This is a genomic window from Paraburkholderia ribeironis (genome assembly GCF_900019265.1).
GTDB classification, from domain to species: Bacteria; Pseudomonadota; Gammaproteobacteria; order Burkholderiales; family Burkholderiaceae; genus Paraburkholderia; species Paraburkholderia ribeironis.
The window spans coordinates 107,599-134,242 of sequence record NZ_CYGX02000034.1; the positions used below are offsets into that span (position 1 = coordinate 107,599).

The window sequence follows — 26,644 nt, forward strand, 5'->3', positions numbered from 1 at the left end:
CGGCGCAATGAAGGCATCGTTACCAACCCTCGCCGCGGGAACAGAAAGACACAAAAAAGCCAAACGCCGCGATCGCACGCTAACAATGCCAAACAACGCGACTCGCGGGAAAAAAGCTTAGGAGACTGAATCATGAGCCACACCGAAAGTACGCATGCGACTGCCCGGCGGCTGGAAGGCGAGTTCGACTACATCATCGTCGGCGCGGGAACGGCGGGTTGTGTGCTCGCCAATCGGCTGACCGAAGATCCGGAGATTCAGGTTCTGTTGCTGGAAGCGGGTGGCAAAGACGATTACCACTGGATTCACGTGCCGGTCGGCTACCTCTACTGCATTGGCAATCCGCGCACGGACTGGCTCTACAAGACGCAAGCGGAAGCCGGCCTGAACGGTCGCGTGCTGTCGTATCCACGCGGACGCGTATTGGGCGGCAGCTCGTCGATCAACGGCATGATCTATATGCGCGGCCAGCGTGAAGACTACGACGAATGGGCGCGCGTGACCAACGACGCCTGCTGGTCCTGGGACGCGGTTCTACCCGTCTTCAAACGCAGCGAAGACCATCACGCGGGTGCGAACGAATCGCACGGCGCGGGTGGTCCGTGGCGCGTCGAAAAGCAACGCCTGAAGTGGAAGATTCTCGAAGAGTTCGCGCGAGCCGCGCAGCAGAACGGCATCCCCGCGACGGACGACTTCAATCGCGGCGACAACACCGGCGTCGGCTACTTCGATGTCAACCAGAAGCGCGGCATTCGCTGGAATGCGTCGAAAGCGTTTCTGCGTCCCGCACTCAAACGTCCGAACCTGACGGTCATCACCGGCGCGCACACCCAGCGCGTCGTGTTCGAAGGACGCCGCTGCACCGGCGTCGAATATCGCGGCGATAACGTCGACTATCTCGCCAAAGCCCGCTGCGAAGTCATTCTCAGTTCGGGCGCGGTCAACTCGCCGCAACTGCTCGAGCTGTCCGGCATCGGCAATGGCGCGCGTCTGCAAGAGCTGGGCATCGAGGTCGTCAACGATCTGTGCGGCGTCGGCGAAAATCTGCAGGACCATTTGCAATTGCGCATGGCCTATCAGGTGGACGGCGTACGCACGCTGAATACGGCGTCCGCGCATTGGTGGGGCAAGCTGATGATCGGCGTGCAATACGCGCTCTTTCAAAGCGGCCCGATGTCGATGTCGCCGTCGCAACTCGGCGCGTTCGCCAAGTCCGATCCCGACGACCACTCGCTCACGCGTCCCGATCTCGAGTATCACGTGCAGCCGCTCTCGCTCGATCGCTTCGGCGAACCGCTGCATCGGTTCAATGCGTTTACGGCGTCGGTGTGTCAGTTGCGGCCCACGTCACGCGGCAGCATACATATCGAATCCGCCGATCCGTCGGTACCGCCGTTGATCGCGCCGAACTATCTGTCCACCGACTATGACCGGCACGTTGCCGCCAACGCATTGCGTCTCACGCGCCGCATCGCTGCGGCGCCGGCGCTCGCGCGCTATCGGCCGCGGGAGATTCTGCCGGGCATCCAGTATCAAACTGAAGAAGAGCTGCAACGGGCCGCCGGCGCGGTTGGCACGACCATCTTCCATCCGGTCGGCACCTGCCGCATGGGCATGACCGACGATCCGGGCGCGGTGGTCGACAACCGGCTACGAGTTCTCGGAGTCGACGGACTGCGCGTGGTCGACGCCTCGGTTATGCCGAATATCACGTCGGGCAACACCAACTCACCAACCTTGATGATTGCCGAGCGCGCGAGCGACATGATCCGCGCAGATCGCCGTGCACGTGTGAGTGGCAGCGTTGCGCTGCAAAGCAGCCCGACTCCTTCGATGTCCGCCGTATGACAACGTGAGTAGGTAATGCGCGAGACATCGGCACGCATCGGTCATGTTTGCCGGCGCGATGTCTCGTGTGTTAGCCCGCACGGGCCGGGCGTCATCCACTAAGTGCAAATCCCAATGAATGCGCTGCATCATTGGCGCGACAATGGCAGCCATGCTGCGTGCCACGCCATGGACTATCGTCTGGATTGGTGCAGTACGCCAACGAGCGGCATGGGGGCCGCCGTCATAAAAAGACTCGCGGGGCTTTGCGCGGAAGATCGTAACGCTTCGCCTTACTCCGTATGGAAGGGAACATGATTCTCGGCGATACGATTCTCGAAACGCGTGGCCTTACCCGTGAGTTCAAAGGCTTCATCGCCGTGAACGGTGTGAACCTGCGCGTGCGCCGTGGCTCGATCCATGCGCTGATCGGGCCGAATGGGGCGGGCAAGACCACCTGCTTCAATCTGCTCACCAAATTCCTTGAACCTAGCGCGGGCCAGATCGTCTTCAACGGCGTCGACATCACGCAGGAACGTCCGGCGCAGATCGCGCGGCGCGGCATCATTCGTTCATTTCAGATCTCCGCGGTGTTTCCGCATCTGACAGCATTGCAGAACGTGCGTGTCGGCTTGCAGCGCTCGCTCGGCACCGCGTTTCACTTCTGGAAGAGCGAACGCACGCTGCGCCAGCTCGATGACCGCGCGATGGATCTGCTCACCCAGGTCGGATTGACCGATTTCGCCGATATACCGACCGTCGAGCTTTCGTATGGCCGCAAGCGCGCATTGGAAATCGCCACCACGCTCGCGATGGAACCCGAGCTGATGCTGCTCGACGAACCGACGCAGGGCATGGGCCACGAAGACGTCGACCGTGTCACGGCATTGATCAAGAAAGTCTCGAGCGGCCGCACGATCCTGATGGTCGAACACAACATGAATGTGATCGCCGGCATTTCCGACACGATCACCGTGCTGCAACGTGGCGAGGTGCTCGCCGAAGGCAACTACGTGGAAGTGTCGAAGAATCCGCTCGTGATGCAAGCCTATATGGGCAGCGCCGACGCGGCGCTCGCCGGAGCCCACGCATGAATACGATTGTCGAGCGCGAAGGCCTCGAAGTGAGCGGCTCGAGCGAAGCCGCGCCCGCGCTGGAGATCATGGGATTGCAGGCCTGGTACGGGGAATCCCATATCCTGCACGGCGTCGATCTCACGGTGAACCGCGGAGAAGTCGTCACGCTGCTTGGCCGCAACGGTGCGGGGCGCACTACCACGCTACGCGCGATCATGGGACTGACGGGCCGGCGCACGGGTTCGATCCGTATCGGCGGACGCGAAACGATCAACTTGCCCACGCATCGCATCGCGCACTGCGGGATCGGCTATTGCCCGGAAGAGCGCGGTATTTTTTCGAGCCTCTCGTGCGAGGAGAATTTGCTGTTGCCGCCGCCCATCGGCGACAAGGCGCATATGATGTCGCTCGAAGAAATCTATGCGATGTTCCCCAATCTGCAGGAACGCCGCATGAGTCAGGGCACGCGGCTGTCGGGCGGCGAACAGCAGATGCTGGCAGTGGCGCGGATTCTGAGGACCGGCGCTAACCTGCTGCTGCTCGATGAAATCTCGGAAGGGCTGGCTCCCGTGATCGTGCAGGCGCTCGCGCGCATGATCATCACGCTCAAGGCGCGCGGCTATACGATCGTGATGGTCGAACAGAATTTCCGCTTTGCCGCGCCGCTTGCCGATCGCTTCTATGTGATGGAGCACGGTGCGATCGTCGAGCACTTCGGGGCGAGCGAACTCGAAGGCAAGATGCCGGTGCTGCACGATTTACTGGGCGTATAAGGAAGCGTCCGGTTGCCTCTGAAAACCACAAGCGAAGAAACCAGGAGACACGTATGACAAAGAACCCACTCGCGCGGCTTGCTTCACTCTGTTTCGCGGTTGCCGCCGGCGCGGTGTTCACGATGGGCAGCGCACAAGCGGCCGAAGATGCCGTGAAGATCGGCTTCATCACTGACATGTCGGGGCTGTACGCGGATATCGACGGGCCGGGGGGGCTCGAAGCGATCCGCATGGCAATCGCTGACTTCGGCGGCAAGGTCAACGGCAAGCCGATCACGCTGGTGTACGCGGATCACCAGAACAAGGCCGACATCGCGGCGTCGCGTGCGCGCGAGTGGTTCGACCGCGATGGCGTCGACATGGTAATCGGCGGCACGAACTCGGCGACCGCGCTGTCGACGAACACCGTCGCGGGCGAGAAACACAAGGTGTATATCAGCATCGGTGCGGGCGCGGACACGCTCACCAACGAGCAGTGCACACCGTACACGATCCACTATGCATACGACACGACCGCGCTCGCCAAGGGCACAGGCTCGGCGGTGACGAAGCAGGGTGGCAAGACGTGGTACTTCCTGACGGCGGACTACGCATTCGGCAAGGCGCTCGAAAAGAACACGTCGGACGTGGTGAAGGCGAATGGTGGTCAGGTGCTGGGCGCGGTGCGTCATCCGCTGTCGGCGTCGGACTTCTCATCATTCCTGCTGCAGGCGCAAGCGTCGAAGGCGCAAATTCTCGGCCTCGCCAATGCAGGCGGCGACACCATCAACTCGATCAAGGCTGCGAAGGAATTTGGCATCAACAAGACGATGAAGATCGCCGCACTGCTGGTGTTCATCAACGATATCCACAGCCTGGGCCTGGACACTACGCAAGGCCTGGTGCTGACCGACAGTTGGTACTGGAACAAGGACGCCGACACGCGCAAGTGGTCGCAGCGCTATTTCGACAAGACGAAGAAGATGCCGTCGAGCCTGCAGGCGGCCGATTACTCGGCAACCATGAACTACCTGAAGGCGGTACAGGCGGTTGGCTCGACGGATCCCGACAAGGTGATGGCGCAACTGAAGAAGACCAAGATCGACGACTTCTACGCGAAGGGCTACATCCGTCAGGACGGCAGCATGATCCACGACATGTATCTGATGCAGGTGAAGACGCCGGCTGAATCCAAGGAGCCGTGGGACTACTACAAGATCACTGCGACTATTCCGGGCGAGCAGGCGTTTACGACCAAGGCGGAAACACGTTGTGCGTTGTGGAAATAAGCGGGGACTAAGCGTCTGAGGGCCTTGGTTCTGTCTATTCGCGCTGCGCCGGTCGGGTTGTCCGGCGCGCGCTGTGGGTAAGCAGGCCGATGGCCAACCGTTTCATACGCTGTGCACGATGGGCGCTGTTGCCGCCCGTCGCGTGTCGGCTGGATCGTGCGTGACCGATCTCACCTTGGCGATGGCTTCAGGGGTTAAGGGCTTCAATGGATATCTTTGGCGTTCCGCTACCGGCAATGCTGAGCCAGCTGCTGCTGGGGCTCGTGAACGGCTCGTTCTACGCGATTCTGAGTCTCGGGCTGGCAGTGATCTTCGGCTTGCTCAACGTGATCAACTTCGCGCATGGCGCGCTGTTCATGCTCGGCGCGATGCTCGCGTGGATGGGGCTGTCGTACTTCGGGTTGCCGTACTGGGTGATGCTGGTGCTGGCGCCCTTGATCGTGGGGCTATTCGGCGTCGCGATCGAACGCTCGATGCTGCGCTGGCTCTACAAGCTCGATCACCTGTATGGCCTGCTGCTGACCTTCGGACTCACACTGGTCGTCGAAGGCGTATTCCATTCGATCTACGGTTCGTCGGGCCAGCCGTACGACGTGCCGTCGGCGCTCGCAGGCGCAACCAATCTCGGCTTCATGTTTCTCCCTAACTACCGTGCGTGGGTCGTCGTCGCATCGCTCGCGGTCTGCTTCGCTACGTGGTTCGTGATCGAGAAGACGCGCCTCGGGGCTTACCTGCGCGCGGGCACCGAGAACCCGAAACTGGTCGAGGCATTCGGCATCAACGTGCCGCGGATGATCACGCTGACCTATGGCTTCGGCGTCGCGCTGGCGGCGTTTGCCGGCGTGCTGGCCGCGCCGGTCATTCAGGTCTCGCCACTGATGGGCCAGCCGATGATCATCACCGTGTTCGCGGTGGTCGTGATCGGCGGGATGGGGTCGATCATGGGCTCGATTCTCACCGGCCTGATGCTCGGCGTGATCGAAGGGCTGACGCGCGTGTTTTATCCGGAAGCGTCGGCGACCGTCGTCTTCGTGATCATGGCGCTGGTGTTGCTCGTTCGCCCGGCGGGTCTGTTCGGCAAGGAAAAATGATGCAGAGAAAAATGCTCTACGGTCTGTTGCTGATCGTGCTGCTCGCGGTACCGGTGCTCGGCATCTATCCGCTCTTCGTGATGAAGGTGCTGTGCTTCGCGCTATTTGCAGCGGCGTTCAATCTGCTGATCGGCTACACCGGTCTGCTGTCGTTCGGCCATGCGATGTTTCTCGCTTCGGCCGGCTATGTCGCCGGCTATGCGATGCAGACGCTCGGCTTCTCGCCGGAACTGGGCGTATTGGCCGGCACCGCGACGGCCACGCTGCTTGGCCTGATCGTCGGCTTTTTCGCGATTCGTCGGCAGGGTATCTACTTCGCGATGGTGACGCTGGCGCTCGCGCAGATGGTCTACTTCGTATTCCTGCAAGCGCCGTTCACGCATGGCGAGGATGGACTGCAAGGGGTGCCGCGCGGCAAGCTGTTCGGTGTGCTCGATCTGTCGTCGGACGTGGCGTTGTATTTCGTCGTGCTGGTCGTGATGGTGCTGGCCTTCCTGCTGATCGTTCGAATCGTGCACTCGCCGTTCGGACAGGTGCTGGTCGCGATCAAGGAAAACGAGCCGCGGGCGGTGTCGCTCGGCTACGATACGGATCGCTTCAAGTTGCTCGCGTTCATTCTGTCGGCGGGGCTTGCCGGCCTCGCGGGTTCGCTCAAGGTGCTGGTGCAGGGCTTCGAAACGCTGAGCGACGCGTACTGGACCATGTCCGGTCTGGTGATCCTGATGACGCTCGTCGGCGGCATGGGCACGTTGTTCGGACCTCTGCTCGGCGCCGCGTTGATCGTCGCGCTGGAAGACCGGCTCGGCGATATCGGCGCAGCGCTGGCCGCGACGACCGGCATCGAATGGTTCCGCTCGCTGGGCGAGTCGGTGACGATCGTGACCGGCGTGATCTTCATTGCGTGCGTGCTGGCGTTCCGACGCGGTATCGTCGGCGAGATCGTCGCGCGAGTGCGGCCGCTGCGAGCCTGACGCGTGAAGCGTACTGAGACGCGCAATTGATTCGGTGTCCGATGTAATTGGGCGACTCTGAGCAAGCGGATGCCGCGAGGTGGCTGAGCGATGCAGGGCGTCTACCCGTTGCCGGAATACGCCCCAATTCGGTGCCGCAGTGCACCACTAGGGTAATTGCTAGTTGTAGCAGGATAAGTGCTCGTTTAATCTTCACCCAGTTCTGATGCACCACGAATTTGCAGGTGGAGAACGAGGAGACAATGAGGCACTCAGTGCCCAGACGAAAGCGCTGTTGGATTGATATCCAACAGCGCTTTTTATTTGTGCTTCCATAAAGCGCCATTTCAATTTCCTGCTAATTCGGTGCCTCTTTTTTATATCGCCGTCAATCCGTAATCCCCTACGTCCCAAGCCTGCAAAAAGCTTGCAGCACAAGGCTTTCGTCGGCTAAACTCGGCATTCGCCGACCACTCGGTCGGGATTTAAATTCACGGATTTAAATTCGATTGAATAACGGGGTAGACAGAGGAGCAGGATGAAGTCGGCATTGCGTTGGATCAGCGCGGCATTGGTCGCTACCGGCGTCTGCGCAACATGGAGCGGCCATGCACTTGCGGACGTGAAAATCGGCGTGACGGTGTCGGCAACGGGGCCGGCTGCATCGCTCGGTATTCCGGAAAAAAACACCATTACGCTGCTGCCTAAAGAAGTGGCAGGCCAGAAAATCGACTACATCGTGCTCGATGATGCGACCGATTCGACCCAGGCAGTCAAGAACGCGCGCAAGCTCACCAGCGAAGATCACGTGGATGCATTGATCGGCTCGACCGTCGTGCCGAACTCGCTCGCGATGATCGACGTCGCCGTCGAAAGCGCCACGCCAATGATCTCGATGGCTGCCGCGGCGGCCATCGTCGAACCGATGGATGCGAAGCGCGCGTGGGTCTTCAAGACGCCGCAAAACGACATCCTGATGGCCACCGCGATCGCACAGCATATGGCGAATCACGGCGTCAAGACGGTCGCGTTCATCGGCTTTTCGGACGCGTATGGCGAGAGCTGGTTCAAGGAGTTCGGCAAGGCCGCCGATCTCGCGAAGATCAAGGTCGTTGCGAACGAGCGCTTCGCGCGCAACGACGCATCGGTCACGGGCCAGGTGCTGAAAATGATCTCGCAGAATCCGGATGCGGTGTTGATCGCCGGTGCCGGCACGCCGGCCGCGTTGCCGCAGAAAACGCTCAAGGAGCGCGGCTACAAGGGCAAGTACTATCAGACGCATGGCGTGGCGAACAACGACTTCCTGCGCGTGTGTGGCAAGGATTGCGAAGGTACGTGGCTGCCGGCCGGCCCGCTGCTGGTCGCCGACCAGTTGCCCGATTCGAATCCGGTGAAGAAAAGTTCGCTCGCGTATAAGCACGCGTATGAAGCCGCTTACGGCGCCGGTTCGGTGTCGACCTTCGGCGGTCATGCGTGGGATGCGGGCTTGCTGCTGCAACGCGCGATTCCGCTCGCGTTGAAGAAGGGCCAGCCGGGCACGCCTGCATTCCGTGAAGCGCTGCGCGCGGCACTGGAAGGCACCAAAGACATGCCCGCGTCGCACGGCATCTTCAACATGAGCGCGAACGATCACGCTGGCCTCGACCAGCGGGCGCGCGTGATGGGGGAGATTGTCGGCGGCAAGTGGAAGCTGGCCAGCGACTAAGCGAAGGCGAAGCGATACGGGACCTCATCGAAAAAGACGCGTGCAGTTAACGCGTCTTTTTTATTGCCCGCGTCGCGTGACGAAGTGTGGTTCGGTCCGTCGCTTTAGGACAAACCCGCAGTTGACTCACGGTCCATTGATCGTCAATGATGCAGAACGCAATACTACTAACATGTTAGTAGTTTATCGGCGTCTTTATCGGCATCGCTTGTCGCAATCGAACCGCAGCAGTTTGCAGTCGTAGTAGCAGGGGAGTGGTACCCAACAAAAAATGGCGAAGGGTTTCGCGCTGAGCAGGGAAAACCACGCTTGGCACGCCTGGACCGCATAACTAAATTCAGACACCCGGCCAACTGGCCGGATTTCAGATACGCGCTTCAAAGCGTTTGGAGACTCGCAATGAATATGACAAGGCAATGGGTACGCACCGGCATCGCAATGGCGTTGATGTGCGGCGCGGGCGCCGCATTCGCGCAGGTGAAGATCGGCGTGACGTTGTCCACCACGGGGCCTGCTGCATCGCTCGGGATTCCGGAGAAGAACACCATCGCACTGCTGCCCAAGGAGATCGGTGGCAAGACCGTTCAGTACATCATCCTCGACGACGCGTCGGATACCGGCAAGGCCGTGCAGAACACGCGCAAGTTGATCGATGAAGAGCACGTCGACGCGATCATCGGCTCGACCGTCACGCCGAATTCGCTCGCGATGCTCGACCCCGCCGCCGAAGGCAAGACACCGGTCATCTCGCTGGCTGCATCGGCCGCGATTATCTCGCCGATGGACGCGAAGCGCGCATGGGCCTTCAAACCGCCGCAGAACGACAGCCTGATGGCCGACGCAATTGCCGACTACATGGCGCGTCACGGCGTGAAGACGGTCGGTTTCATCGGCTTCGCGGATGCTTACGGCGACAGTTGGAACAACGTGTTTGCCGTGTCGGCCGCTGCGCACAATCTGAAGATCGTCTCCAACGAGCGCTTTAACCGCACCGATGCATCGGTGACGGGTCAGGTGCTGAAAACGATGGGCGCGAATCCTGACGCAGTGTTGATCGCGGGCTCGGGCACGCCGTCGGCACTGCCGGCCAAGACGCTCAAGGAGCGCGGCTACAAGGGCAAGGTCTACCAGACGCACGGCGTCGCGAATAACGACTTCCTGCGCGTGTGCAGCAAGGATTGCGATGGCGAATTGCTGCCGGCCGGCCCGATTCTAGTGGCGGACCAGTTGCCGGAATCGAATCCGGTGAAGAAGAGCTCGCTTGCGTACAAGTCGGCGTATGAGAAAGCGTATGGCGCGGGGTCGGTAGCGACCTTCGGCGGCCATGCGTGGGATGCCGGCCAGATGCTGCAAGCGGCGATCCCGGTCGCGCTGAAGACCGCTCAGCCGGGCACGGAAGCGTTCCGCGTGGCACTGCGCGGCGCTCTCGAAAGCATCAAGGAGTTGCCGGTATCGCACGGCATCATGAACATCACGACGGCCGACCACAACGGCCTCGACAAGCGTGCACGCGTGATCGTGCAGATCGTCGACGGCAAGTGGAAGCTGCAGAACGACTAACGATAAAAAGCGCTACGGGCCTCTCGCGCAATCGGCGGCGTGCATGACGCCGCATTGCCATTCTGTTCGATGACAATGGCATCGACCGCCGCGCCGGAACACGGCGCGGCGGTTGACTTTTCACACGTCGCAGGTCGATGGACGGCTACGCGGGTTGCGCCGTCACTGCCGTCACGATTGTTGCCCGGTTTCGATTTCGACGCTTCAGGACGAGGAAGTATGGATCTATCAATTGCGGCGATCCTCGCGCAGGACGGCATCACCACTGGCGCGATCTACGCGCTGCTCGCGCTCGCGCTGGTGCTGGTGTTCTCCGTGACGCGGGTGATCTTTATCCCGCAGGGGGAGTTCGTTTCGTATGGCGCGTTGACGCTCGCCGCACTGCAAACGCAGAAATTTCCGGCCACCTGCTGGCTGCTGATGGCGATGGGCGCGGCCTGTTTCGTCGTCGAGCTGGCAGGGATGGCGCGGCATCCTGAACGACGACGCTATGCGGCACGCACGTTGGTCACGCTGGCCGGGAAATACCTGCTGTTTCCGATTGCGGTATACGCGCTCACTCGAGGTGTTTTCCTACAGCCGCTACCCATGATCGCGCAGATTGCATTGACGCTTCTGATCGTGATTCCGATGGGACCGTTCGTCTACCGACTCGCGTATGAGCCGATCGCGGAAGCGACCACGCTGTTGCTGCTGATCGTGGCCGTGGCGGTGCATTTTGCGATGGTCGGCCTCGGGCTCGTGATGTTCGGCGCGGAAGGTTCGCGCACGACCGCATTTTCGGATGCAACGTTTAACGTCGGCAGTCTGTCGATCTCCGGACAAAGTCTGTGGGTGGTGGGTACCGCAGTCGTGTTGATCGGCGGGCTGTATTTGTACTTCGATCGCTCGATCTCGGGCAAGGCTTTGCGCGCGACGTCCGTGAACCGGCTCGGCGCGCGGCTCGTCGGCATCGGCACGACGCAGGCGGGGCGGCTCGCATTCACGCTGGCGGCCGGGCTCGGCGCGCTGTGCGGCATCCTTGTCGCACCGTTGACCACCATTTACTACGACTCGGGCTTCCTGATCGGTCTGAAGGGCTTCGTGGGGGCGATTATCGGCGGGCTCGTCAGTTATCCGCTGGCGGCGGCCGGCTCCATCCTGGTCGGCCTACTGGAGTCGTATTCGTCGTTCTGGGCGAGCGCCTATAAAGAAGTGATCGTGTTCACGCTGATCATCCCGGTGCTGCTCTGGCGGAGTCTTGCCAGTCCGCACGCCGAAGAGGAAGAGGAGTAACACGATGAAACGGATCATGCGAAACAAGTTCTTCTGGTTGTTCCTCGTGGTGCTGTTCGCGCTGCCGGTATTGCCGCAGCCGATTCATCTGCCCGAGTACTGGGTGACGTTGCTCAACTACATCGGCCTGTATGCGATTGTCGCGATCGGCCTCGTATTGCTGACTGGCATCGGAGGGATGACGAGCTTTGGGCAGGCGGCGTTCGTCGGCATCGGCGCCTACGCAACCGCGTATCTGACGACGGCGTATGGTGTTTCCCCGTGGTTCGCGCTGATCGCGGGCGTCGTTGTGACGGCCTTGATCGCGCTGATGCTCGGCCTCGTGACGATGCGGCTGTCTGGCCACTTTCTGCCGCTCGGTACGATCGCGTGGGGCCTCGCGCTGTTCTACCTGTTCGGCAACCTCGAAATGCTCGGCAAATACGACGGCATCAACGGGATTCCGGTCCTGAATGTTTTTGGCATCGACCTGGAGTCCGGCCGCCATATCTATTACCTGATCTGGCTGGTCGTCCTCGGCGCGGTCGTCTCTGTTCAGAATCTGCTTAATAGCCGGCCGGGACGGGCGATCCGCGCGTTGCGCGGCGGCGGCATGATGGCGGAGGCGATGGGCGTGAATACCGGATGGATGCGCGTGGTGATCTTCGTCTACGCGGCGGTGCTGGCGTCGGTGTCGGGCTTCCTGTATGCGCATCTGCAACGTGCGGTGAATCCGACGCCGTTCGGCCTGAACCATGGCATCGAGTTCCTGTTCATGGCGGTGGTGGGCGGTGTGTCCCACGTCTGGGGTGCGGTGCTCGGCGCAGCGATTCTGACCGTGCTGCAGGACTATCTGCAAACCCTGCTGCCGAAGCTGCTCGGCGAGAACGGCAACTTCGAGGTGATCGTGTTCGGCATCTTGATGGTGCTGCTGCTGCAGTACGCGCGCCAAGGGGTTTGGCCATTCGTCGCACGCTTTTTCCCACGGGGGCCGCGCGCTCATCTGTCGGATCATGCTGAGCCGTTGCCGCAGCGCAGCAAACCTGCGGCGGGCGAGGAGTTGCTGACCGTCAACAAGGCGCGCAAGCAGTTCGGCGGTCTGGTGGCGGTCAACGATGTCAGCTTCGAGGTGAAAGCGGGGCAGATCATTGGACTGATCGGACCGAACGGCGCCGGCAAGTCGACCACATTCAATCTCGTGACTGGTGTATTGCAGGCGACCAGCGGCGAGATTACGTTTCGCGGTGAGCGCATCGATGCGTTGAGTTCACGTGAAATCGTCAAGCGCGGGATTGGTCGCACGTTCCAGCACGTCAAGTTGCTGCCCAGGATGACGGTGCTCGAAAACGTCGCAATCGGCGCGCATTTGCGCGGGCGTTCGGGTGTTGTGCGCAGCGTCGTACGCCTGAACGGCGCCGAAGAAGCACAGTTGATGGCGGAGGCAGCTCGACAGATTCGGCGTGTGGGACTCGAGCAACATATGTACGACGAAGCCGGCAGTCTCGCGCTCGGCCAGCAACGGATCCTCGAAATCGCTCGCGCGCTGTGCTGCGATCCGACGCTGCTGTTGCTGGATGAACCCGCAGCCGGTTTGCGTTATCAGGAAAAGCTGCAACTCGCCGACCTGCTGCGCCGACTCAAGGCGGAAGGCATGAGCGTGCTGCTGGTGGAGCATGACATGGACTTCGTGATGAATCTCACCGACCGGCTAGTGGTGATGGAGTTCGGAACCCGGATCGCGGAAGGCTTGCCGCAGGATGTTCAGCAAGACCCGGCGGTGCTCGAAGCGTATCTGGGCGGGGTGGAGTGATGGAGAAGATGATGAATGCTGCTGTACCGATTCTCGACGTGAACGGTCTGTCGGTCCGATACGGCAAGGTCGAGGCGCTGCACGACGCGGCGATCAAGGTGCGAGCGGGGCAGATCGTTTCGGTGATCGGGCCGAACGGCGCGGGCAAGTCTACATTGCTCAATGCAATCATGGGCGCGCTGCCGAACACGGGCCATGCAAAGGGTGCCGTCGTCTACCGGGGTGAGGATGTCAGTGCGGTTCCCGTGGAGAAGCGGGTCGCGCGTGGCATGTGTCTGGTGCCTGAAAAACGTGAGCTGTTCGCGTCGATGACGGTGGAAGACAACCTTGTCCTCGGCGCTTATCGGCGTAAGCAGGCAGGCGAGCGCAATTTTCTCGATCAGCTGGAACCGGTCTTTGCGCTGTTTCCACGGCTGAAAGAGCGCCGCAAGCAGGCTGCCGGCACCTTATCCGGTGGCGAGCGACAGATGCTTGCGGTAGGGCGGGCGTTGATGGGTAAGCCCGATCTACTGATGCTGGACGAGCCGAGCTTGGGACTCGCGCCGCTGATCGTCAAAGAAATTTTCCACATCATTAGTGCGCTGCGTCAGACGGGAGTGGCGACCCTGTTGATTGAACAGAATGCACGAGCCGCGCTGCAAATCTCCGACTACGGCTATGTGCTTGAAACCGGAGAGCTGGCGCTGGAAGGAGCGGCAGCCGACCTTGCGCAGAACCCACGAGTGATCGAAACGTATCTCGGGCTGGCGAAGAAAGTGGCCTGAAGACGATTTATCAGCGGTCTGCTAAATGGCGAAGCGGTGTGTTTCACGTGAAACACACCGCTTTTTTTATTCGTTGGCCATTCGGACGAAATTCGGGCCTAAACCGAACCCGTTATAATTCGCCCATACATTTTCCTTTGAAAGGCTCACGCGACGATCTGGCGTGAGATCTCGCAATGCTTTTTCCCACTGAATTTGACGTAATCGTCGTCGGCGGCGGTCATGCCGGCACCGAAGCCGCTTTGGCCTCGGCGCGCATGGGCAATAAAACGCTGCTTCTGACCCATAACATCGAAACCCTCGGCCAGATGAGCTGCAATCCGTCGATTGGCGGCATTGGCAAAGGCCATCTGGTCAAGGAAGTCGATGCGCTCGGCGGCGCCATGGCGGCGGCAACGGACGAAGGTGGCATCCAGTTCCGCATCCTGAATTCGTCGAAGGGGCCCGCGGTTCGGGCGACGCGCGCACAGGCCGATCGCCTGCTGTATAAGCAGGCGATCCGGCATAGGCTGGAGAATCAGCCGAACCTGTGGCTGTTCCAGCAGGCCGTCGACGATCTGATGGTAGAGGGTGACCGCGTCGTTGGCGCGGTCACCCAAGTGGGAATTCGTTTCCGTTCGCGGGCGGTCGTGCTGACGGCTGGGACGTTCCTTGACGGCAAGATTCATGTGGGGTTGAACAACTACACGGGCGGCCGTGCGGGCGATCCGGCTGCGGTCTCGCTGTCTGCGCGTCTGAAGGAATTGAAACTGCCGCAGGGCCGTCTGAAGACCGGCACGCCGCCGCGGATCGACGGCCGCACGATCGATTTCTCGCAACTCGAAGAGCAGCCGGGCGATCTGGATCCGGTGCCGGTGTTCTCGTTCCTGGGGCGCGTCGAGCAGCACCCGCGGCAAGTGCCTTGCTGGGTCACGCATACGAACGCGCGGACGCATGACATCATTCGCGGCGGGCTTGACCGGTCGCCGATGTACACCGGTGTCATCGAGGGGGTGGGGCCGCGCTATTGCCCGTCAATCGAGGACAAGATTCACCGTTTCGCATCGAAGGAATCACATCAGATCTTTCTGGAGCCAGAAGGCCTGACGACTAACGAGTTCTACCCGAACGGGATTTCCACGAGTCTGCCTTTCGATGTGCAGCTGGAACTGGTGCGGTCGATGCGCGGTCTGGAGCATGCTCACATCCTGCGGCCGGGCTACGCAATCGAATACGACTATTTCGATCCGCGCGGCCTGAAGGCATCGCTGGAAACCAAGGTAATCAACGGACTGTTTTTCGCGGGTCAGATCAACGGCACAACCGGGTACGAAGAAGCGGCCGCGCAAGGTGTGCTGGCGGGCATCAATGCAGGCTTGCATGTGCAGGGTAGGGAAGCATGGTGCCCCCGGCGCGATCAGGCCTATCTCGGCGTGTTGGTCGACGATCTGGTGACGCGTGGCGTATCCGAGCCGTATCGGATGTTCACGAGCCGTGCTGAATATCGCCTGAGCCTGCGTGAGGACAATGCCGATATGCGTCTGACCGAGATTGGCCGCGAACTTGGCGTGATCGACGACGTGCGCTGGGACGCGTTCAGCCGTAAGCGGGACGCTGTTTCACGTGAAACAGAGCGACTTCGCACGACGTGGGTCAATCCTAAGACGTTACCCGCCGACGAAGCGACGGCCTTGCTCGGCAAGCCAATCGACCACGAGTACAGCCTCGCGGATCTGTTGCGTCGCCCAGGCGTCACGTACGACGGCGTCTGCGGACTGCGCGCCGGCGCCTGTGGCGCACCCGAAATTCTCGCGGAAGACGAAGTATTGCTGGCGCAGATCAAGGAACAGATCGAGATCGGGATCAAGTATCAGGGTTATATCGACCGCCAAGCTGGAGAGATCGAGCGGAACGAAGCTCAGGAAAGCACACGTCTACCTGAGGGGTTGGACTACGCGGAAGTCAGAGGCCTGTCCTTCGAAGCGCGCCAGAAGCTGACGCAATTCCGACCCGAAACCATCGGCCAGGCGTCGCGCATCTCTGGGATCACGCCGGCGGCAATCTCTTTGCTGATGGTTCACTTGAAGCGCGGCTTGGGCCGTCGCTCGACGAAACCCGCTGAACCTGGCGCCGACAGCACGCCGGTGGCGCAATGACGGGGAGCCAGAAGGGAAGCGCTCAGCAAGCGTTGGCGTCATTGCTGGCGGACGGTGTTCGCGAACTCGGCCTCGATTTGAGTGACGCGCAGCTCACCAAGCTGCTGGACTACGTCGCGCTGTTGTCGAAGTGGAATGCCGTCTACAACCTGACGGCGATTCGCGATCCGCGGCAGATGCTGATCCAGCACATTCTCGATTCGCTTTCGATCATCCCGCACCTCGCGCCGCGCGGCCCGTCGTCGGTGCTCGACGTCGGTTCGGGTGGCGGCCTGCCCGGTATCGTGCTGGCCATCGTTCTGCCCGAATGGGCCGTCACCGTGAACGACATCGTTCACAAGAAAACGGCTTTTCAGGCTCAGGCGAAGGCCGAGCTTGGCCTGGCGAACCTGTCGGTCGTGACCGGGCGGGTCGAGACGTTGACGCCGGGCGCCGAAGTACCGGCAAAGTTCGACGTAATTGTCTCGCGTGCATTCGCAGAACTCGCGGATTTCGTTACACTGGCCCGTCATCTGGTTGCGGAGCGGGGCGCGATCTGGGCGATGAAAGGCGTGCGCCCGGATGGCGAAATCGAGCGCTTGCCGGCCGGCGCCCACGTGGAAGAGATTATTCGGCTGAACGTGCCGTCGCTGGACGCCGAGCGGCATCTGATCAAGGTGGTGGTGGATGCCGATAAGTAAAGGATAACTAGCGGATAACTAGCGGATAACTGACGGCCACCGTTAGCCGCATGTCGTACCCGTACCATCAGCGATTTTTACTTCATCCAAGCAGCAAAAGGGACACTCCAACGATGGCAAAAATCTTCTGCGTTGCGAACCAGAAAGGCGGCGTCGGCAAGACGACGACCACAGTCAATCTGGCCGCGAGCCTGGCAGCGCAGGGACAGCGAGTCCTTCTTATCGACCTGGACCCGCAGGGCAACGCCACCATGGGCAGTGGCATCGACAAGGCCGCATGCGAGAACACCGTATACGAAGTGCTGGTGGATAGCGTGTCGGTGGCCGATGCGCGAATTCGGCCGGATGCCGTCGGCTACGACGTGCTGCCCGCGAACCGCGAACTGGCGGGCGCTGAGGTCGAACTCGTCACCGTGCAGAATCGTGAGCGTCAGCTGAAGGCCGCACTTGGGGTCGTCGCCAGCGAATACGATTTCGTGCTGATCGACTGTCCGCCGGCGCTGTCGCTGCTTACGCTCAATGGCCTGTGCGCCGCACACGGCGTCGTGATTCCGATGCAGTGCGAGTACTTTGCGCTCGAGGGCCTGTCCGATCTGGTCAACACGATCAAGCAGGTGCACGCCAATCTGAACCGGGATCTGAAAGTTATTGGCCTGCTGCGCGTAATGTTCGATCCGCGTATCACGTTGCAACAGCAGGTTTCAGATCAGTTGAAAGAGCATTTCGGCGACAAGGTGTTCGACGCGGTCATTCCACGCAACGTGCGTCTCGCCGAGGCGCCCAGCTACGGTTTGCCCGGTGTGGTGTTCGACCGCGCCTCGCGCGGCGCGCAGGCGTACGTGCAGTTCGGCGCGGAAATGATTGAGCGGGTGCGCGCATTGAATGACGCACCCCTGGCATCCTAAGCGGATCGAGGGAGCACGATGAACGCAGTAGCGAGAAAGAAGGGATTGGGCCGCGGGCTTGAAGCATTGCTAGGCGGCACCGCGGATATCACCGAGGCGGTGGCGATCAATGGCGCGCCCCACGTGCTGCCGCTCGCCAAGATGCAGGCGGGCAAGTATCAGCCGCGCACGCGCATGGATGAAGGCGCGTTGCAGGAATTGGCAGCCAGCATTCGCGCTCAGGGATTGATGCAGCCGATCCTGGTGCGTCCCGTGTCGGTGGACAAGTACGAGATCATTGCCGGCGAGCGGCGTTTTCGCGCGGCGCGTCTCGCCGGCCTCGATGAAGTACCAGTGCTGGTGAGGGACGTGCCGGACCAGGCTGCCGCTGCGATGGCGCTGATTGAGAATATTCAGCGCGAAGATCTGAATCCGCTGGAAGAGGCGCAGGGCATCCAGCGTTTGCTCGACGAGTTCAATTTCACGCACGAGCAGGCGGCGGAGTCGGTCGGTCGTTCGCGCAGCGCGGTATCGAATCTGCTGCGCCTGCTCAACCTTGCATCGCCGGTGCAAACGATGCTGCTGGCCGGCGATCTGGACATGGGGCACGCTCGCGCGCTGCTGGCCGTTGACGCCGCGACGCAGATCACGTTGGCCAACCAGGTCGTCAACAAGCGCATGTCGGTGCGCGAAATCGAAAAGCTGGTGACGACGACCACCAAGGCTGCGCCAGCGGTCAAGGCGCGCGCCAATCCGGACGGCGGCCGCGATACGCGGCGACTCGAAGAGGAGCTGTCGGATCTACTGTCGGCGACGGTAAAGATCAAGCTCGGGCGACGCGGCCGGGGCCAGGTCCTGGTGGACTTTGGTGATCTCGATGCGTTGGAAGGCATTCTGGTCCGCCTGCGTGGGAATGGCACTGCCTGATCGGCAGACTGTATCGATGGGCGCTGAATTCGCCTGCGACTGCTTCCTGGGCGGCTCGCACGCTATTTGACGCGCCCAGCGGCCGTTTTGGTTTGATCGGCATTCCGCGCGAGTATCTATTGGATTCCTAAGTAAAACCGGGCAACCAGTAATTAGTAGTCCGAATATATCGTCGTGCCGTGGCCACGGTGCGAGTATCTTCCGGTATGCGCCCGCACCTTGCGTTGAGCGAGCGGGGCAGTGCGCACATGTGACGCATGGTTCGTCACAGACAAGCAGGCCGCTTGCGCTTTACTTGCCAGTGTCGAACTTGTCCAGTCATCTGCGCGAAAACCGACATTTGTTGCATTTCCGACACGTCCGCCACAACGTCCACGCGAGCGCTCGACGAACGCAAAACCACACGATTCAACGCTCATGTTTTGCCATCCCCCAGCCGCCTTACATTTGGCGCGTTTTGCGTCGCTGGAACGTAGTTTCCGCATCGTGAAGGCGCATTTCGCGCAGGTTATTGAACGGCCTAAAGTCTTGAATTGCCTGCAACTATCGCTTACAATCGCCCGGATTTAATTGCACGGCAACCCCGTAAACGCAGCGTAAGCTCGCGGGCTGGAACAAGACTTTCGGAACATTGCGATGGCGGTCAAATCGTCGAATCAGGCGCCAAAGAATGGGCGCGACGGACACCGCGCTGAACGCTTCACTTCCGATGCGTCCACCGGTCAGCAAGTTACACACGGCGAGACGTGGGACGTCGAGCAGGAAGATAACAATATCGTTCCGCTCACGCGGGCCGAAGCTGAAAAGCTGTTTGGTCCCAACGTGAGTCGTCCATCGCGCGTTACGCCTTTCAAGGTCGTGGCAGCGCAAATGGTTTTGTCCCTGGGTGCGACGCTGGTGTGGTGGCTGTTCTACAAGCCGCCGGGCGCTGCTGCGCTGTCCGCGTTTCTGGGGGGAGCGATCTGCTGGGTGCCGGGCGCGCTGTTCGCCGCGCGCCTGAGAACGTTGAGCGGCGCTGAAACAGTGATGAGCTGGATGATCGGCGAAGCGCTCAAGATGGGGACAACGATCGCGATGTTTGTAGCCATCGCGTTCTGGTATCACGACGTACGCTGGGTTCCGCTGCTCGTGACCTACCTCATCGCGCTTAAAACTTACTGGATCGCCCTCGCGTGGCGCTAACGTAAGTCGCCGTAGCAAAGTAGCAGCAACAAATTCAGGCTGGCGCGCAGCGCCGGCATCAGGTGTGCGGATATGACACGGTTCGCACCCGGCGTGTTCCCGCAATACAGCATTGCTGCGGGAGCGGCCTAAAACGATTTTCGACAATTTGGGTGGCTTTAACGATATGGCAGCTAGCGAAGGCACGCGCGCAATGGATCCGTCCGAGTACATCGCGCACCACTTGCAGAACTTTTCCACCGCACACCAGACGTCGATTTTCGACATCCACGTGTGGAATCTGGACACCCTCTTCTGGTCGATCGTTTGCGGTCTGGCCACCATCCTCATCCTGCGTCTTGCTGCCCGTAAGGCAACGTCCGGCGTGCCGGGCCGTTTCCAATGCGCAGTCGAAATGCTGGTCGAAATGGTCGATGATCAATCGAAGTCGATGATCCACGGCACGCGCACCTTCATTGCACCGCTGGCGCTGACCGTGTTCGTCTGGGTCGCGTTGATGAACTCGCTCGACTTCATCCCTGTCGACCTGCCGCCCCATGTGATCAGCTGGCTGGGTCTGTCCGAAGTCATCCCGCACCACCGCATCGTGCCGACCGCCGACCTGAACGGCACGATCGGCATCGCCCTCGGTGTGTTCGCGCTGATGATCTATTACAACTTCAAGATCAAGGGCGCAGGCGGCTTCGTGCATGAACTGCTGTCCGCCCCGTTCGGCGCGCATCCGCTCCTGTGGATCCCGAACCTTGCACTGAACATCATCGAGTTCGTCGCGAAGACGGTCTCGCTCGGCATGCGGCTGTTCGGCAACATGTACGCGGGCGAACTGTTGTTCCTGCTGATTGCCCTGCTCGGCAGCATCTGGAGCTTCGGCGCGGACACGACGGTGCTTGGCTTCATCGGCCACGTGGTCGCCGGCACAGTGTGGTCAATCTTCCACATCCTGATCGTTCTGCTGCAGGCGTTCATTTTCATGATGCTGACGCTGGTGTACATCGGCCAGGCACACGACAAGCACTAACCTGCGCTGTCGGCAAAGAATCGTAGTTTTTCAAATCCCAGTTCCAACCAGTTCTAAAAGACTTTTCACAAAGGAGTGATCATGCAAGCTTTCATCGCCAACATCCAGGGTCTGACCGCCATCGGTATCGGCATCATCATCGGCCTGGGTGCAATCGGCGCCTGTATCGGTATCGGCCTGATGGGCGGCAAGTACATCGAAGCATGTGCTCGTCAGCCGGAACTGATGAACCCGCTGCAAACCAAGATGTTCCTGCTGGCTGGTCTGATCGATGCGGCGTTCCTGATTGGCGTTGGTGTGGCAATGCTGTTTGCGTTCGCAAACCCGCTGCTGTCGAAGCTGGCAGGCTGAGGTTCCTCGGAAGTTTGCGCCTGAGCTATAACTGGTAAAGGCGCAGGGCGGAACGGGCACTTGGGCGCTGATCGAACACTGAATCGATGAGCGCCTTGCCGTTTCACTGTCCGAACTAGCAACGTTTAAGGAAACACCGTGAATCTCAACGCAACCCTGTTTGCGCAAATGGTCGTGTTCCTGATCCTCGCGTGGTTCACGATGAAGTTCGTGTGGCCGCCGTTGGTCAACGCCCTCGACGAGCGCTCGAAGAAGATTGCTGACGGTTTGTCGGCTGCCGAGAAGGGCAAGCAAGAACTCGAAGCCGCGCACAAGCGCGTCGACCAGGAACTCGCCCAGGCACGCAACGACGGTCAGCAACGTATCGCCGACGCGGAAAAGCGCGCTGTAGCAGTCGCTGACGAAATCAAGGCTCAGGCACAAGCTGAAGCCGCCCGTATCATCGCGCAAGCGAAGGCCGACGCGGAACAGCAAGTCGTGAAGGCGCGCGAAACGCTGCGCGGCGAAGTCGCGACGCTCGCTGTGAAGGGCGCTGAACAGATCCTGAAGCGCGAAGTCGACCAGACAGCTCACGCTGACCTGCTGAATCAACTGAAAGCCGAGCTCTGATCATGGCCGAACTTGCAACCATCGCCCGTCCGTACGCAGAAGCGCTGTTTGGCGTGGCCGAAGCTGGTGACATCGCCGCCTGGTCCACGCTCGTGCAGGAGCTGGCACAGGTTGCGCGTCTGCCCGAAGTGCTGTCGATCGCCTCGAGCCCGAAAGTAAGCCGCGTCCAGATCAGCGAACTGCTGCTGGCCGCGGTCAAGTCGCCGCTCAAGGACAACGCGCAAGCAAAGAATCTGGTGCAAATGCTGGTGGACAACCATCGCCTGCAATTGCTGCCGGAAATTGCCGTGCAGTTCGAAGAGTTGAAGAACGCCCGCGAAGGGGCGGCCGATGTGCTGATCGTCAGCGCATTCCCGCTCGAAGGCGCACAGTTGAACGAACTCGTCGCAAGTCTCGAACGCAAGTTCAAACGCAAGCTGAAGCCGACGATCGAAGTCGACTCGTCGTTGATCGGCGGCGTGCGCGTGACGGTCGGCGACGAAGTGCTCGATACCTCGGTCCGCGCGCGGCTTGCCAGCATGCACACGGCTCTGACGGCCTGAAGCGCTTCGCGCGCTGAAGCGGCTGGCACGCAACAGAATTGACTATCAGGAGCGAATAATGCAACTCAATCCCTCTGAGATCAGCGAGCTGATCAAGAGCCGGATCCAGGGCCTTGAAGCGAGCGCAGACGTTCGCAACCAGGGCACCGTGATCTCCGTGACCGACGGTATCGTGCGTATCCACGGCCTGTCGGAAGTGATGCAGGGCGAAATGCTCGAATTCCCGGGCAACACCTTCGGTCTCGCCCTGAACCTCGAGCGCGACTCGGTCGGCGCCGTGATTCTGGGTGAGTACGAGCACATTTCGGAAGGCGACATCGTCAAGACGACGGGCCGCATTCTGGAAGTGCCGGTCGGCCCGGAACTGCTCGGCCGCGTGGTCGACGCACTGGGCAACCCGATCGACGGCAAGGGTCCGATCAACGCGAAGAAGACCGACGCGATCGAAAAGATTGCACCGGGCGTGATCTGGCGTAAGTCGGTTTCGGAACCGGTCCAGACCGGTCTGAAGTCGATCGACTCGATGGTGCCGATTGGCCGTGGCCAGCGTGAGCTGATCATCGGCGACCGCCAGTGCGGCAAGACCGCAGTTGCAGTCGACGCGATCATCAACCAGAAGGGCAAAAACCTCGTCTGTATCTACGTCGCGATCGGCCAGAAGGCTTCGTCGATCATGAACGTAGTGCGCAAGCTGGAAGAAACCGGCGCGCTGGAATACACGATCGTCGTGGCCGCTTCGGCTTCGGAATCGGCTGCGATGCAGTACCTCGCACCGTATGCCGGCTGCACGATGGGCGAATACTTCCGTGACCGCGGCGAAGACGCGCTGATCGTATACGACGACTTGACCAAGCAGGCTTGGGCATACCGTCAGATCTCGCTGCTGCTGCGCCGCCCGCCGGGCCGCGAAGCCTATCCGGGCGACGTGTTCTATCTGCACTCGCGTTTGCTGGAACGTGCTGCTCGCGTCTCGGAAGAGTACGTCGAGAAGTTCACGAACGGCGAAGTGAAGGGCAAGAGCGGCTCGCTGACGGCACTGCCGGTCATCGAAACGCAAGCAGGCGACGTGACCGCGTTCGTTCCGACGAACGTGATCTCGATTACCGACGGCCAGATCTTCCTGGAAACCGACCTCTTCAACGCAGGTATCCGCCCGGCAATTAACGCTGGCGTGTCGGTGTCGCGCGTGGGTGGTGCGGCTCAGACGAAGGTCGTGAAGAAGCTGTCGGGCGGTATCCGTACCGACCTCGCGCAGTACCGTGAACTGGCGGCGTTCGCGCAGTTCGCATCGGACCTCGACGAAGCGACCCGTAAGCAGCTGGAGCGCGGCCGCCGCGTGACGGAGCTGCTGAAGCAGCCGCAGTATCAGCCGCTGCAAGTGTGGGAACTGGCTGTGGCGCTCTTCGCAGCGAACAACGGTTACCTCGACGACCTCGAAGTCTCGCAAGTCCTGTCGTTCGAAAAGGGCATGCGCGAATACCTGAAGTCGAGTCAAGCAGCCCTGGTCAAGCGCATCGAAGATACCAAGGAACTCTCGAAGGACGACGAAGGCCTGCTGCATACGGCCCTCAAAGACTTCAAGAAGTCCGGCGCTTATTGATCCGCGAGTGATCCGCAAGGCATAAACGGACCTTGAAGCGGCGCGGGCCGCATGTGAGTGCACCCGCGCTGCTTCGGCCGCTTTGCATGGGACCCGAGTTAGCGCTTCAGCGCTAACTCGGGCCGACAAAGGAGCAAGCAATGGCTGGAATGAAGGAAATTCGCGGCAAGATCAAGAGCGTGCAAAACACGCGCAAGATCACGAAAGCGATGGAGATGGTGGCCGCATCCAAGATGCGCCGCGCTCAGGAGCGCATGCGCGCTGCTCGCCCGTACGCCGACAAGGTCCGCGATATCGCTGCACACATGAGCCGTGCGAACCCCGAGTATCGTCACCCGTTCATGGTGTCGAACGAAGGCGCGAAGACGGCTGGCATCATCCTCGTCACGACCGACAAGGGTCTGTGTGGCGGGATGAACACCAACGTGCTGCGTGCGACGACACAGAAGTTCAAGGAACTGGACGGCCAGGGCAAGACGGTCCAGGCAACCGCGATCGGCACCAAAGGTCTGGGTTTCCTGAACCGCTTGCGCGCGAACGTGGTGTCGAATGTCGTGCATCTGGGCGATACGCCGCATCTGGAAAAGCTGATCGGCGCGGTGAAGGTGCAGCTCGACCTGTACTCGGAAGGCAAGGTCTCGGCGGTGTACCTGGCGTACACGCGCTTCGTCAACACGATGAAGCAGGAGCCGGTGATCGAGCAACTGCTGCCGCTGTCGGCAGAGCAGTTCGAGCGCAAGGAAGAAGACGGCACGACGCCGAGCACGCAGTGGGACTACATCTACGAGCCGGATGCGCAGTCAGTGGTGGACGAACTGCTGGTGCGTTATGTCGAGGCGCTGGTCTATCAGGCCGTCGCGGAAAACATGGCATCGGAGCAGTCGGCCCGGATGGTCGCGATGAAGGCCGCTTCGGACAACGCGAAGCAGGTCATCAACGAACTGCAGCTCGTGTACAACAAGAGCCGTCAGGCCGCGATCACGAAAGAACTGTCGGAAATCGTCGGTGGGGCCGCGGCAGTCTGACCTCGACGGTCGGGCAAACCGCTTCGTGTGCGCCCGTAAGGCGCACCCGTCCAGGCGACCCCATCGAAACTGCGCCTTTGCGCGAGTGAAGAATTGAGTATCTAAAGGAAAAGCGATGAGTACTACTGCTTTGGTAGAAGGCAAGATCGTACAGTGCATCGGCGCGGTGATCGACGTGGAATTCCCGCGTTCGGACATGCCGAAGGTTTACGACGCGCTCATTCTCGAAGGTTCGGAACTGACCCTCGAAGTCCAGCAACAGCTGGGCGACGGCGTCGTCCGTACCATCTGTCTGGGTGCATCGGACGGCCTGCGTCGCGGCACGACGGTGAAGAACACGGGTAAGCCGATCAGCGTGCCGGTCGGCAAGCCGACGCTGGGCCGGATCATGGACGTGTTGGGTCGTCCGATCGACGAAGCCGGTCCGATCAACTCGGACGTGGTTCGCGGTATTCACCAGAAGGCGCCGGCATTCGACGAACTGTCGCCGTCGACCGAACTGCTCGAAACCGGCATCAAGGTTATCGACCTGATCTGCCCGTTCGCGAAGGGCGGCAAGGTGGGTCTGTTCGGTGGCGCCGGTGTGGGCAAGACCGTGAACATGATGGAACTGATCAACAACATCGCGAAGGAACACGGTGGTTACTCCGTGTTCGCCGGTGTTGGCGAGCGTACCCGTGAAGGGAACGACTTCTATCACGAAATGAAGGACTCGAACGTTCTCGACAAGGTCGCACTGGTGTACGGCCAGATGAACGAGCCGCCGGGCAACCGTCTGCGCGTTGCGCTGACCGGTCTGACGATGGCTGAGCACTTCCGTGACGAAGGTCTCGACGTGCTGTTCTTCGTCGACAACATCTACCGTTTCACGCTGGCCGGTACCGAAGTGTCGGCACTGCTCGGCCGTATGCCGTCGGCAGTGGGCTATCAGCCGACGCTGGCTGAAGAAATGGGTAAGCTGCAAGAGCGTATTACGTCGACCAAGACCGGCTCGATCACGTCGGTTCAGGCTGTGTACGTCCCTGCGGACGACTTGACCGACCCGTCGCCGGCTACGACTTTCGGCCACCTGGACGCAACCGTCGTGTTGTCGCGTGACATCGCTTCGCTGGGTATCTACCCGGCAGTGGACCCGCTCGATTCGACCTCGCGCCAGATCGACCCGCACGTGATCGGCGAAGAGCACTACACGATCACGCGCGGCGTGCAGCAAACGCTGCAGCGCTACAAGGAACTGCGCGACATTATTGCGATTCTGGGTATGGACGAACTGGCGCCGGAAGACAAGCTCGCCGTTGCTCGCGCTCGTAAGATCCAGCGTTTCCTGTCGCAGCCGTTCCACGTCGCTGAAGTGTTCACGGGTTCGCCGGGCAAGTACGTGCCGCTGAAGGAAACGATCCGTGGCTTCAAGATGATCGTTGAAGGCGAGTGCGACCACCTGCCGGAGCAAGCGTTCTACATGGTCGGCACGATCGACGAAGCCTTCGAAAAGGCCAAGAAGATCCAGTAAAGGTCGGGTGTAACGAAGCGGGCGTCGGAGTCCGCGCTTTTCGAAGGCTTCTACAGCTTCCAACAAGCAAAGCCGGCGCCTCTTACTACGCTCAACCCAGCCT

General features: G+C 60.8%; 23 protein-coding genes. All 23 read left to right on the forward strand.

The window, feature by feature from the left end; translation table 11 throughout:
* Positions 1–132: 132 nt before the first annotated feature.
* Positions 133–1,848 carry a GMC family oxidoreductase gene (locus BN2475_RS16475; protein WP_094780564.1) on the forward strand — a complete coding sequence of 572 codons (1,716 nt, stop codon included), beginning with the start codon at positions 133–135 and terminating at the stop codon, positions 1,846–1,848.
* A gap of 293 nt (positions 1,849–2,141) precedes the next feature.
* Entirely contained in the window at positions 2,142–2,921 is a 780-nt protein-coding gene (locus tag BN2475_RS16480) for an ABC transporter ATP-binding protein (protein ID WP_094780623.1), read from the forward strand.
* Positions 2,918–3,676: an ABC transporter ATP-binding protein gene (locus tag BN2475_RS16485; RefSeq protein ID WP_094780565.1), complete on the forward strand. Its 759-nt coding sequence runs from the start codon at positions 2,918–2,920 to the stop codon at positions 3,674–3,676. Before BN2475_RS16480 ends, BN2475_RS16485 begins: the two co-directional genes overlap by 4 nt.
* A 53-nt stretch (positions 3,677–3,729) precedes the next feature.
* Entirely contained in the window at positions 3,730–4,944 is a 1,215-nt protein-coding gene (locus BN2475_RS16490; protein ID WP_094780566.1) for an ABC transporter substrate-binding protein, read from the forward strand.
* Positions 4,945–5,150: 206 nt separating this feature from the next.
* Positions 5,151–6,035, forward strand: coding sequence for a branched-chain amino acid ABC transporter permease (locus BN2475_RS16495; RefSeq protein WP_094780567.1), 885 nt, complete (start codon positions 5,151–5,153; stop codon positions 6,033–6,035).
* Positions 6,035–7,006 (forward strand): branched-chain amino acid ABC transporter permease, encoded by a 972-nt coding sequence (locus BN2475_RS16500; protein WP_162494331.1) that lies wholly within the window; start codon positions 6,035–6,037, stop codon positions 7,004–7,006. The genes BN2475_RS16495 and BN2475_RS16500 overlap by 1 nt, the downstream gene beginning before the upstream one ends.
* A 517-nt stretch (positions 7,007–7,523) precedes the next feature.
* On the forward strand, positions 7,524–8,690 hold the full coding sequence (locus BN2475_RS16505; RefSeq protein WP_094780569.1) for an ABC transporter substrate-binding protein: 1,167 nt from the start codon (positions 7,524–7,526) through the stop codon (positions 8,688–8,690).
* Between the two features lie 399 nt (positions 8,691–9,089).
* On the forward strand, positions 9,090–10,250 hold the full coding sequence (locus BN2475_RS16510) for an ABC transporter substrate-binding protein (protein ID WP_094780570.1): 1,161 nt from the start codon (positions 9,090–9,092) through the stop codon (positions 10,248–10,250).
* A 219-nt stretch (positions 10,251–10,469) separates the two neighbouring features.
* Positions 10,470–11,525: a branched-chain amino acid ABC transporter permease gene (locus tag BN2475_RS16515; RefSeq protein ID WP_094780571.1), complete on the forward strand. Its 1,056-nt coding sequence runs from the start codon at positions 10,470–10,472 to the stop codon at positions 11,523–11,525.
* 4 nt (positions 11,526–11,529) lie between these two features.
* Positions 11,530–13,314 carry a branched-chain amino acid ABC transporter ATP-binding protein/permease gene (locus BN2475_RS16520; protein ID WP_094780572.1) on the forward strand — a complete coding sequence of 595 codons (1,785 nt, stop codon included), beginning with the start codon at positions 11,530–11,532 and terminating at the stop codon, positions 13,312–13,314.
* 11 nt (positions 13,315–13,325) lie between these two features.
* Positions 13,326–14,078 (forward strand): ABC transporter ATP-binding protein, encoded by a 753-nt coding sequence (locus tag BN2475_RS16525; protein ID WP_425435540.1) that lies wholly within the window; start codon positions 13,326–13,328, stop codon positions 14,076–14,078.
* 176 nt (positions 14,079–14,254) lie between these two features.
* Positions 14,255–16,213, forward strand: coding sequence for a tRNA uridine-5-carboxymethylaminomethyl(34) synthesis enzyme MnmG (gene mnmG / locus BN2475_RS16530; protein WP_094780573.1), 1,959 nt, complete (start codon positions 14,255–14,257; stop codon positions 16,211–16,213).
* A complete protein-coding gene (gene rsmG / locus BN2475_RS16535; protein ID WP_094780574.1) occupies positions 16,210–16,893 on the forward strand; it encodes a 16S rRNA (guanine(527)-N(7))-methyltransferase RsmG in 684 nt (227 codons plus the stop codon). Before mnmG ends, rsmG begins: the two co-directional genes overlap by 4 nt.
* Before the next feature lie 113 nt (positions 16,894–17,006).
* Positions 17,007–17,798, forward strand: a complete 792-nt coding sequence (locus BN2475_RS16540; protein WP_094780575.1) for a ParA family protein — start codon at positions 17,007–17,009, stop codon at positions 17,796–17,798.
* Between the two features lie 18 nt (positions 17,799–17,816).
* Positions 17,817–18,704 carry a ParB/RepB/Spo0J family partition protein gene (locus tag BN2475_RS16545; RefSeq protein ID WP_094780576.1) on the forward strand — a complete coding sequence of 296 codons (888 nt, stop codon included), beginning with the start codon at positions 17,817–17,819 and terminating at the stop codon, positions 18,702–18,704.
* Between the two features lie 636 nt (positions 18,705–19,340).
* Positions 19,341–19,886: an ATP synthase subunit I gene (locus tag BN2475_RS16550; protein ID WP_094780577.1), complete on the forward strand. Its 546-nt coding sequence runs from the start codon at positions 19,341–19,343 to the stop codon at positions 19,884–19,886.
* 166 nt (positions 19,887–20,052) lie between these two features.
* On the forward strand, positions 20,053–20,904 hold the full coding sequence (gene atpB, locus BN2475_RS16555) for a F0F1 ATP synthase subunit A (RefSeq protein WP_094780578.1): 852 nt from the start codon (positions 20,053–20,055) through the stop codon (positions 20,902–20,904).
* A gap of 81 nt (positions 20,905–20,985) precedes the next feature.
* A complete protein-coding gene (atpE, locus tag BN2475_RS16560) occupies positions 20,986–21,255 on the forward strand; it encodes a F0F1 ATP synthase subunit C (protein WP_007180033.1) in 270 nt (89 codons plus the stop codon).
* Positions 21,256–21,393: 138 nt separating this feature from the next.
* Positions 21,394–21,864: a F0F1 ATP synthase subunit B gene (locus tag BN2475_RS16565; RefSeq protein ID WP_094780579.1), complete on the forward strand. Its 471-nt coding sequence runs from the start codon at positions 21,394–21,396 to the stop codon at positions 21,862–21,864.
* 2 nt (positions 21,865–21,866) lie between these two features.
* Positions 21,867–22,406, forward strand: coding sequence for a F0F1 ATP synthase subunit delta (locus BN2475_RS16570; RefSeq protein ID WP_094780580.1), 540 nt, complete (start codon positions 21,867–21,869; stop codon positions 22,404–22,406).
* 58 nt (positions 22,407–22,464) lie between these two features.
* Positions 22,465–24,006, forward strand: coding sequence for a F0F1 ATP synthase subunit alpha (gene atpA / locus BN2475_RS16575; RefSeq protein WP_094780581.1), 1,542 nt, complete (start codon positions 22,465–22,467; stop codon positions 24,004–24,006).
* A 140-nt stretch (positions 24,007–24,146) separates the two neighbouring features.
* Positions 24,147–25,031, forward strand: a complete 885-nt coding sequence (atpG, locus tag BN2475_RS16580; RefSeq protein WP_094780582.1) for a F0F1 ATP synthase subunit gamma — start codon at positions 24,147–24,149, stop codon at positions 25,029–25,031.
* Positions 25,032–25,146: 115 nt separating this feature from the next.
* Positions 25,147–26,541, forward strand: coding sequence for a F0F1 ATP synthase subunit beta (gene atpD / locus BN2475_RS16585; RefSeq protein WP_094780583.1), 1,395 nt, complete (start codon positions 25,147–25,149; stop codon positions 26,539–26,541).
* Positions 26,542–26,644: the final 103 nt, after the last annotated feature.

Excerpts from the sequence above, each read along its gene's own strand:
- BN2475_RS16475 (WP_094780564.1), top strand. The coding sequence starts at position 133 with ATGAGCCACACCGAAAGTACGCATGCGACTGCCCGGCGGCTGGAAGGC.
- BN2475_RS16480 (WP_094780623.1), top strand. The coding sequence starts at position 2,142 with ATGATTCTCGGCGATACGATTCTCGAAACGCGTGGCCTTACCCGTGAG.
- BN2475_RS16485 (WP_094780565.1), top strand. The coding sequence starts at position 2,918 with ATGAATACGATTGTCGAGCGCGAAGGCCTCGAAGTGAGCGGCTCGAGC.
- BN2475_RS16490 (WP_094780566.1), top strand. The coding sequence starts at position 3,730 with ATGACAAAGAACCCACTCGCGCGGCTTGCTTCACTCTGTTTCGCGGTT.
- BN2475_RS16495 (WP_094780567.1), top strand. The coding sequence starts at position 5,151 with ATGGATATCTTTGGCGTTCCGCTACCGGCAATGCTGAGCCAGCTGCTG.
- BN2475_RS16500 (WP_162494331.1), top strand. The coding sequence starts at position 6,035 with ATGCAGAGAAAAATGCTCTACGGTCTGTTGCTGATCGTGCTGCTCGCG.
- BN2475_RS16505 (WP_094780569.1), top strand. The coding sequence starts at position 7,524 with ATGAAGTCGGCATTGCGTTGGATCAGCGCGGCATTGGTCGCTACCGGC.
- BN2475_RS16510 (WP_094780570.1), top strand. The coding sequence starts at position 9,090 with ATGAATATGACAAGGCAATGGGTACGCACCGGCATCGCAATGGCGTTG.
- BN2475_RS16515 (WP_094780571.1), top strand. The coding sequence starts at position 10,470 with ATGGATCTATCAATTGCGGCGATCCTCGCGCAGGACGGCATCACCACT.
- BN2475_RS16520 (WP_094780572.1), top strand. The coding sequence starts at position 11,530 with ATGAAACGGATCATGCGAAACAAGTTCTTCTGGTTGTTCCTCGTGGTG.
- BN2475_RS16525 (WP_425435540.1), top strand. The coding sequence starts at position 13,326 with ATGAATGCTGCTGTACCGATTCTCGACGTGAACGGTCTGTCGGTCCGA.
- mnmG (WP_094780573.1), top strand. The coding sequence starts at position 14,255 with ATGCTTTTTCCCACTGAATTTGACGTAATCGTCGTCGGCGGCGGTCAT.
- rsmG (WP_094780574.1), top strand. The coding sequence starts at position 16,210 with ATGACGGGGAGCCAGAAGGGAAGCGCTCAGCAAGCGTTGGCGTCATTG.
- BN2475_RS16540 (WP_094780575.1), top strand. The coding sequence starts at position 17,007 with ATGGCAAAAATCTTCTGCGTTGCGAACCAGAAAGGCGGCGTCGGCAAG.
- BN2475_RS16545 (WP_094780576.1), top strand. The coding sequence starts at position 17,817 with ATGAACGCAGTAGCGAGAAAGAAGGGATTGGGCCGCGGGCTTGAAGCA.
- BN2475_RS16550 (WP_094780577.1), top strand. The coding sequence starts at position 19,341 with ATGGCGGTCAAATCGTCGAATCAGGCGCCAAAGAATGGGCGCGACGGA.
- atpB (WP_094780578.1), top strand. The coding sequence starts at position 20,053 with ATGGCAGCTAGCGAAGGCACGCGCGCAATGGATCCGTCCGAGTACATC.
- atpE (WP_007180033.1), top strand. The coding sequence starts at position 20,986 with ATGCAAGCTTTCATCGCCAACATCCAGGGTCTGACCGCCATCGGTATC.
- BN2475_RS16570 (WP_094780580.1), top strand. The coding sequence starts at position 21,867 with ATGGCCGAACTTGCAACCATCGCCCGTCCGTACGCAGAAGCGCTGTTT.
- atpA (WP_094780581.1), top strand. The coding sequence starts at position 22,465 with ATGCAACTCAATCCCTCTGAGATCAGCGAGCTGATCAAGAGCCGGATC.
- atpG (WP_094780582.1), top strand. The coding sequence starts at position 24,147 with ATGGCTGGAATGAAGGAAATTCGCGGCAAGATCAAGAGCGTGCAAAAC.
- atpD (WP_094780583.1), top strand. The coding sequence starts at position 25,147 with ATGAGTACTACTGCTTTGGTAGAAGGCAAGATCGTACAGTGCATCGGC.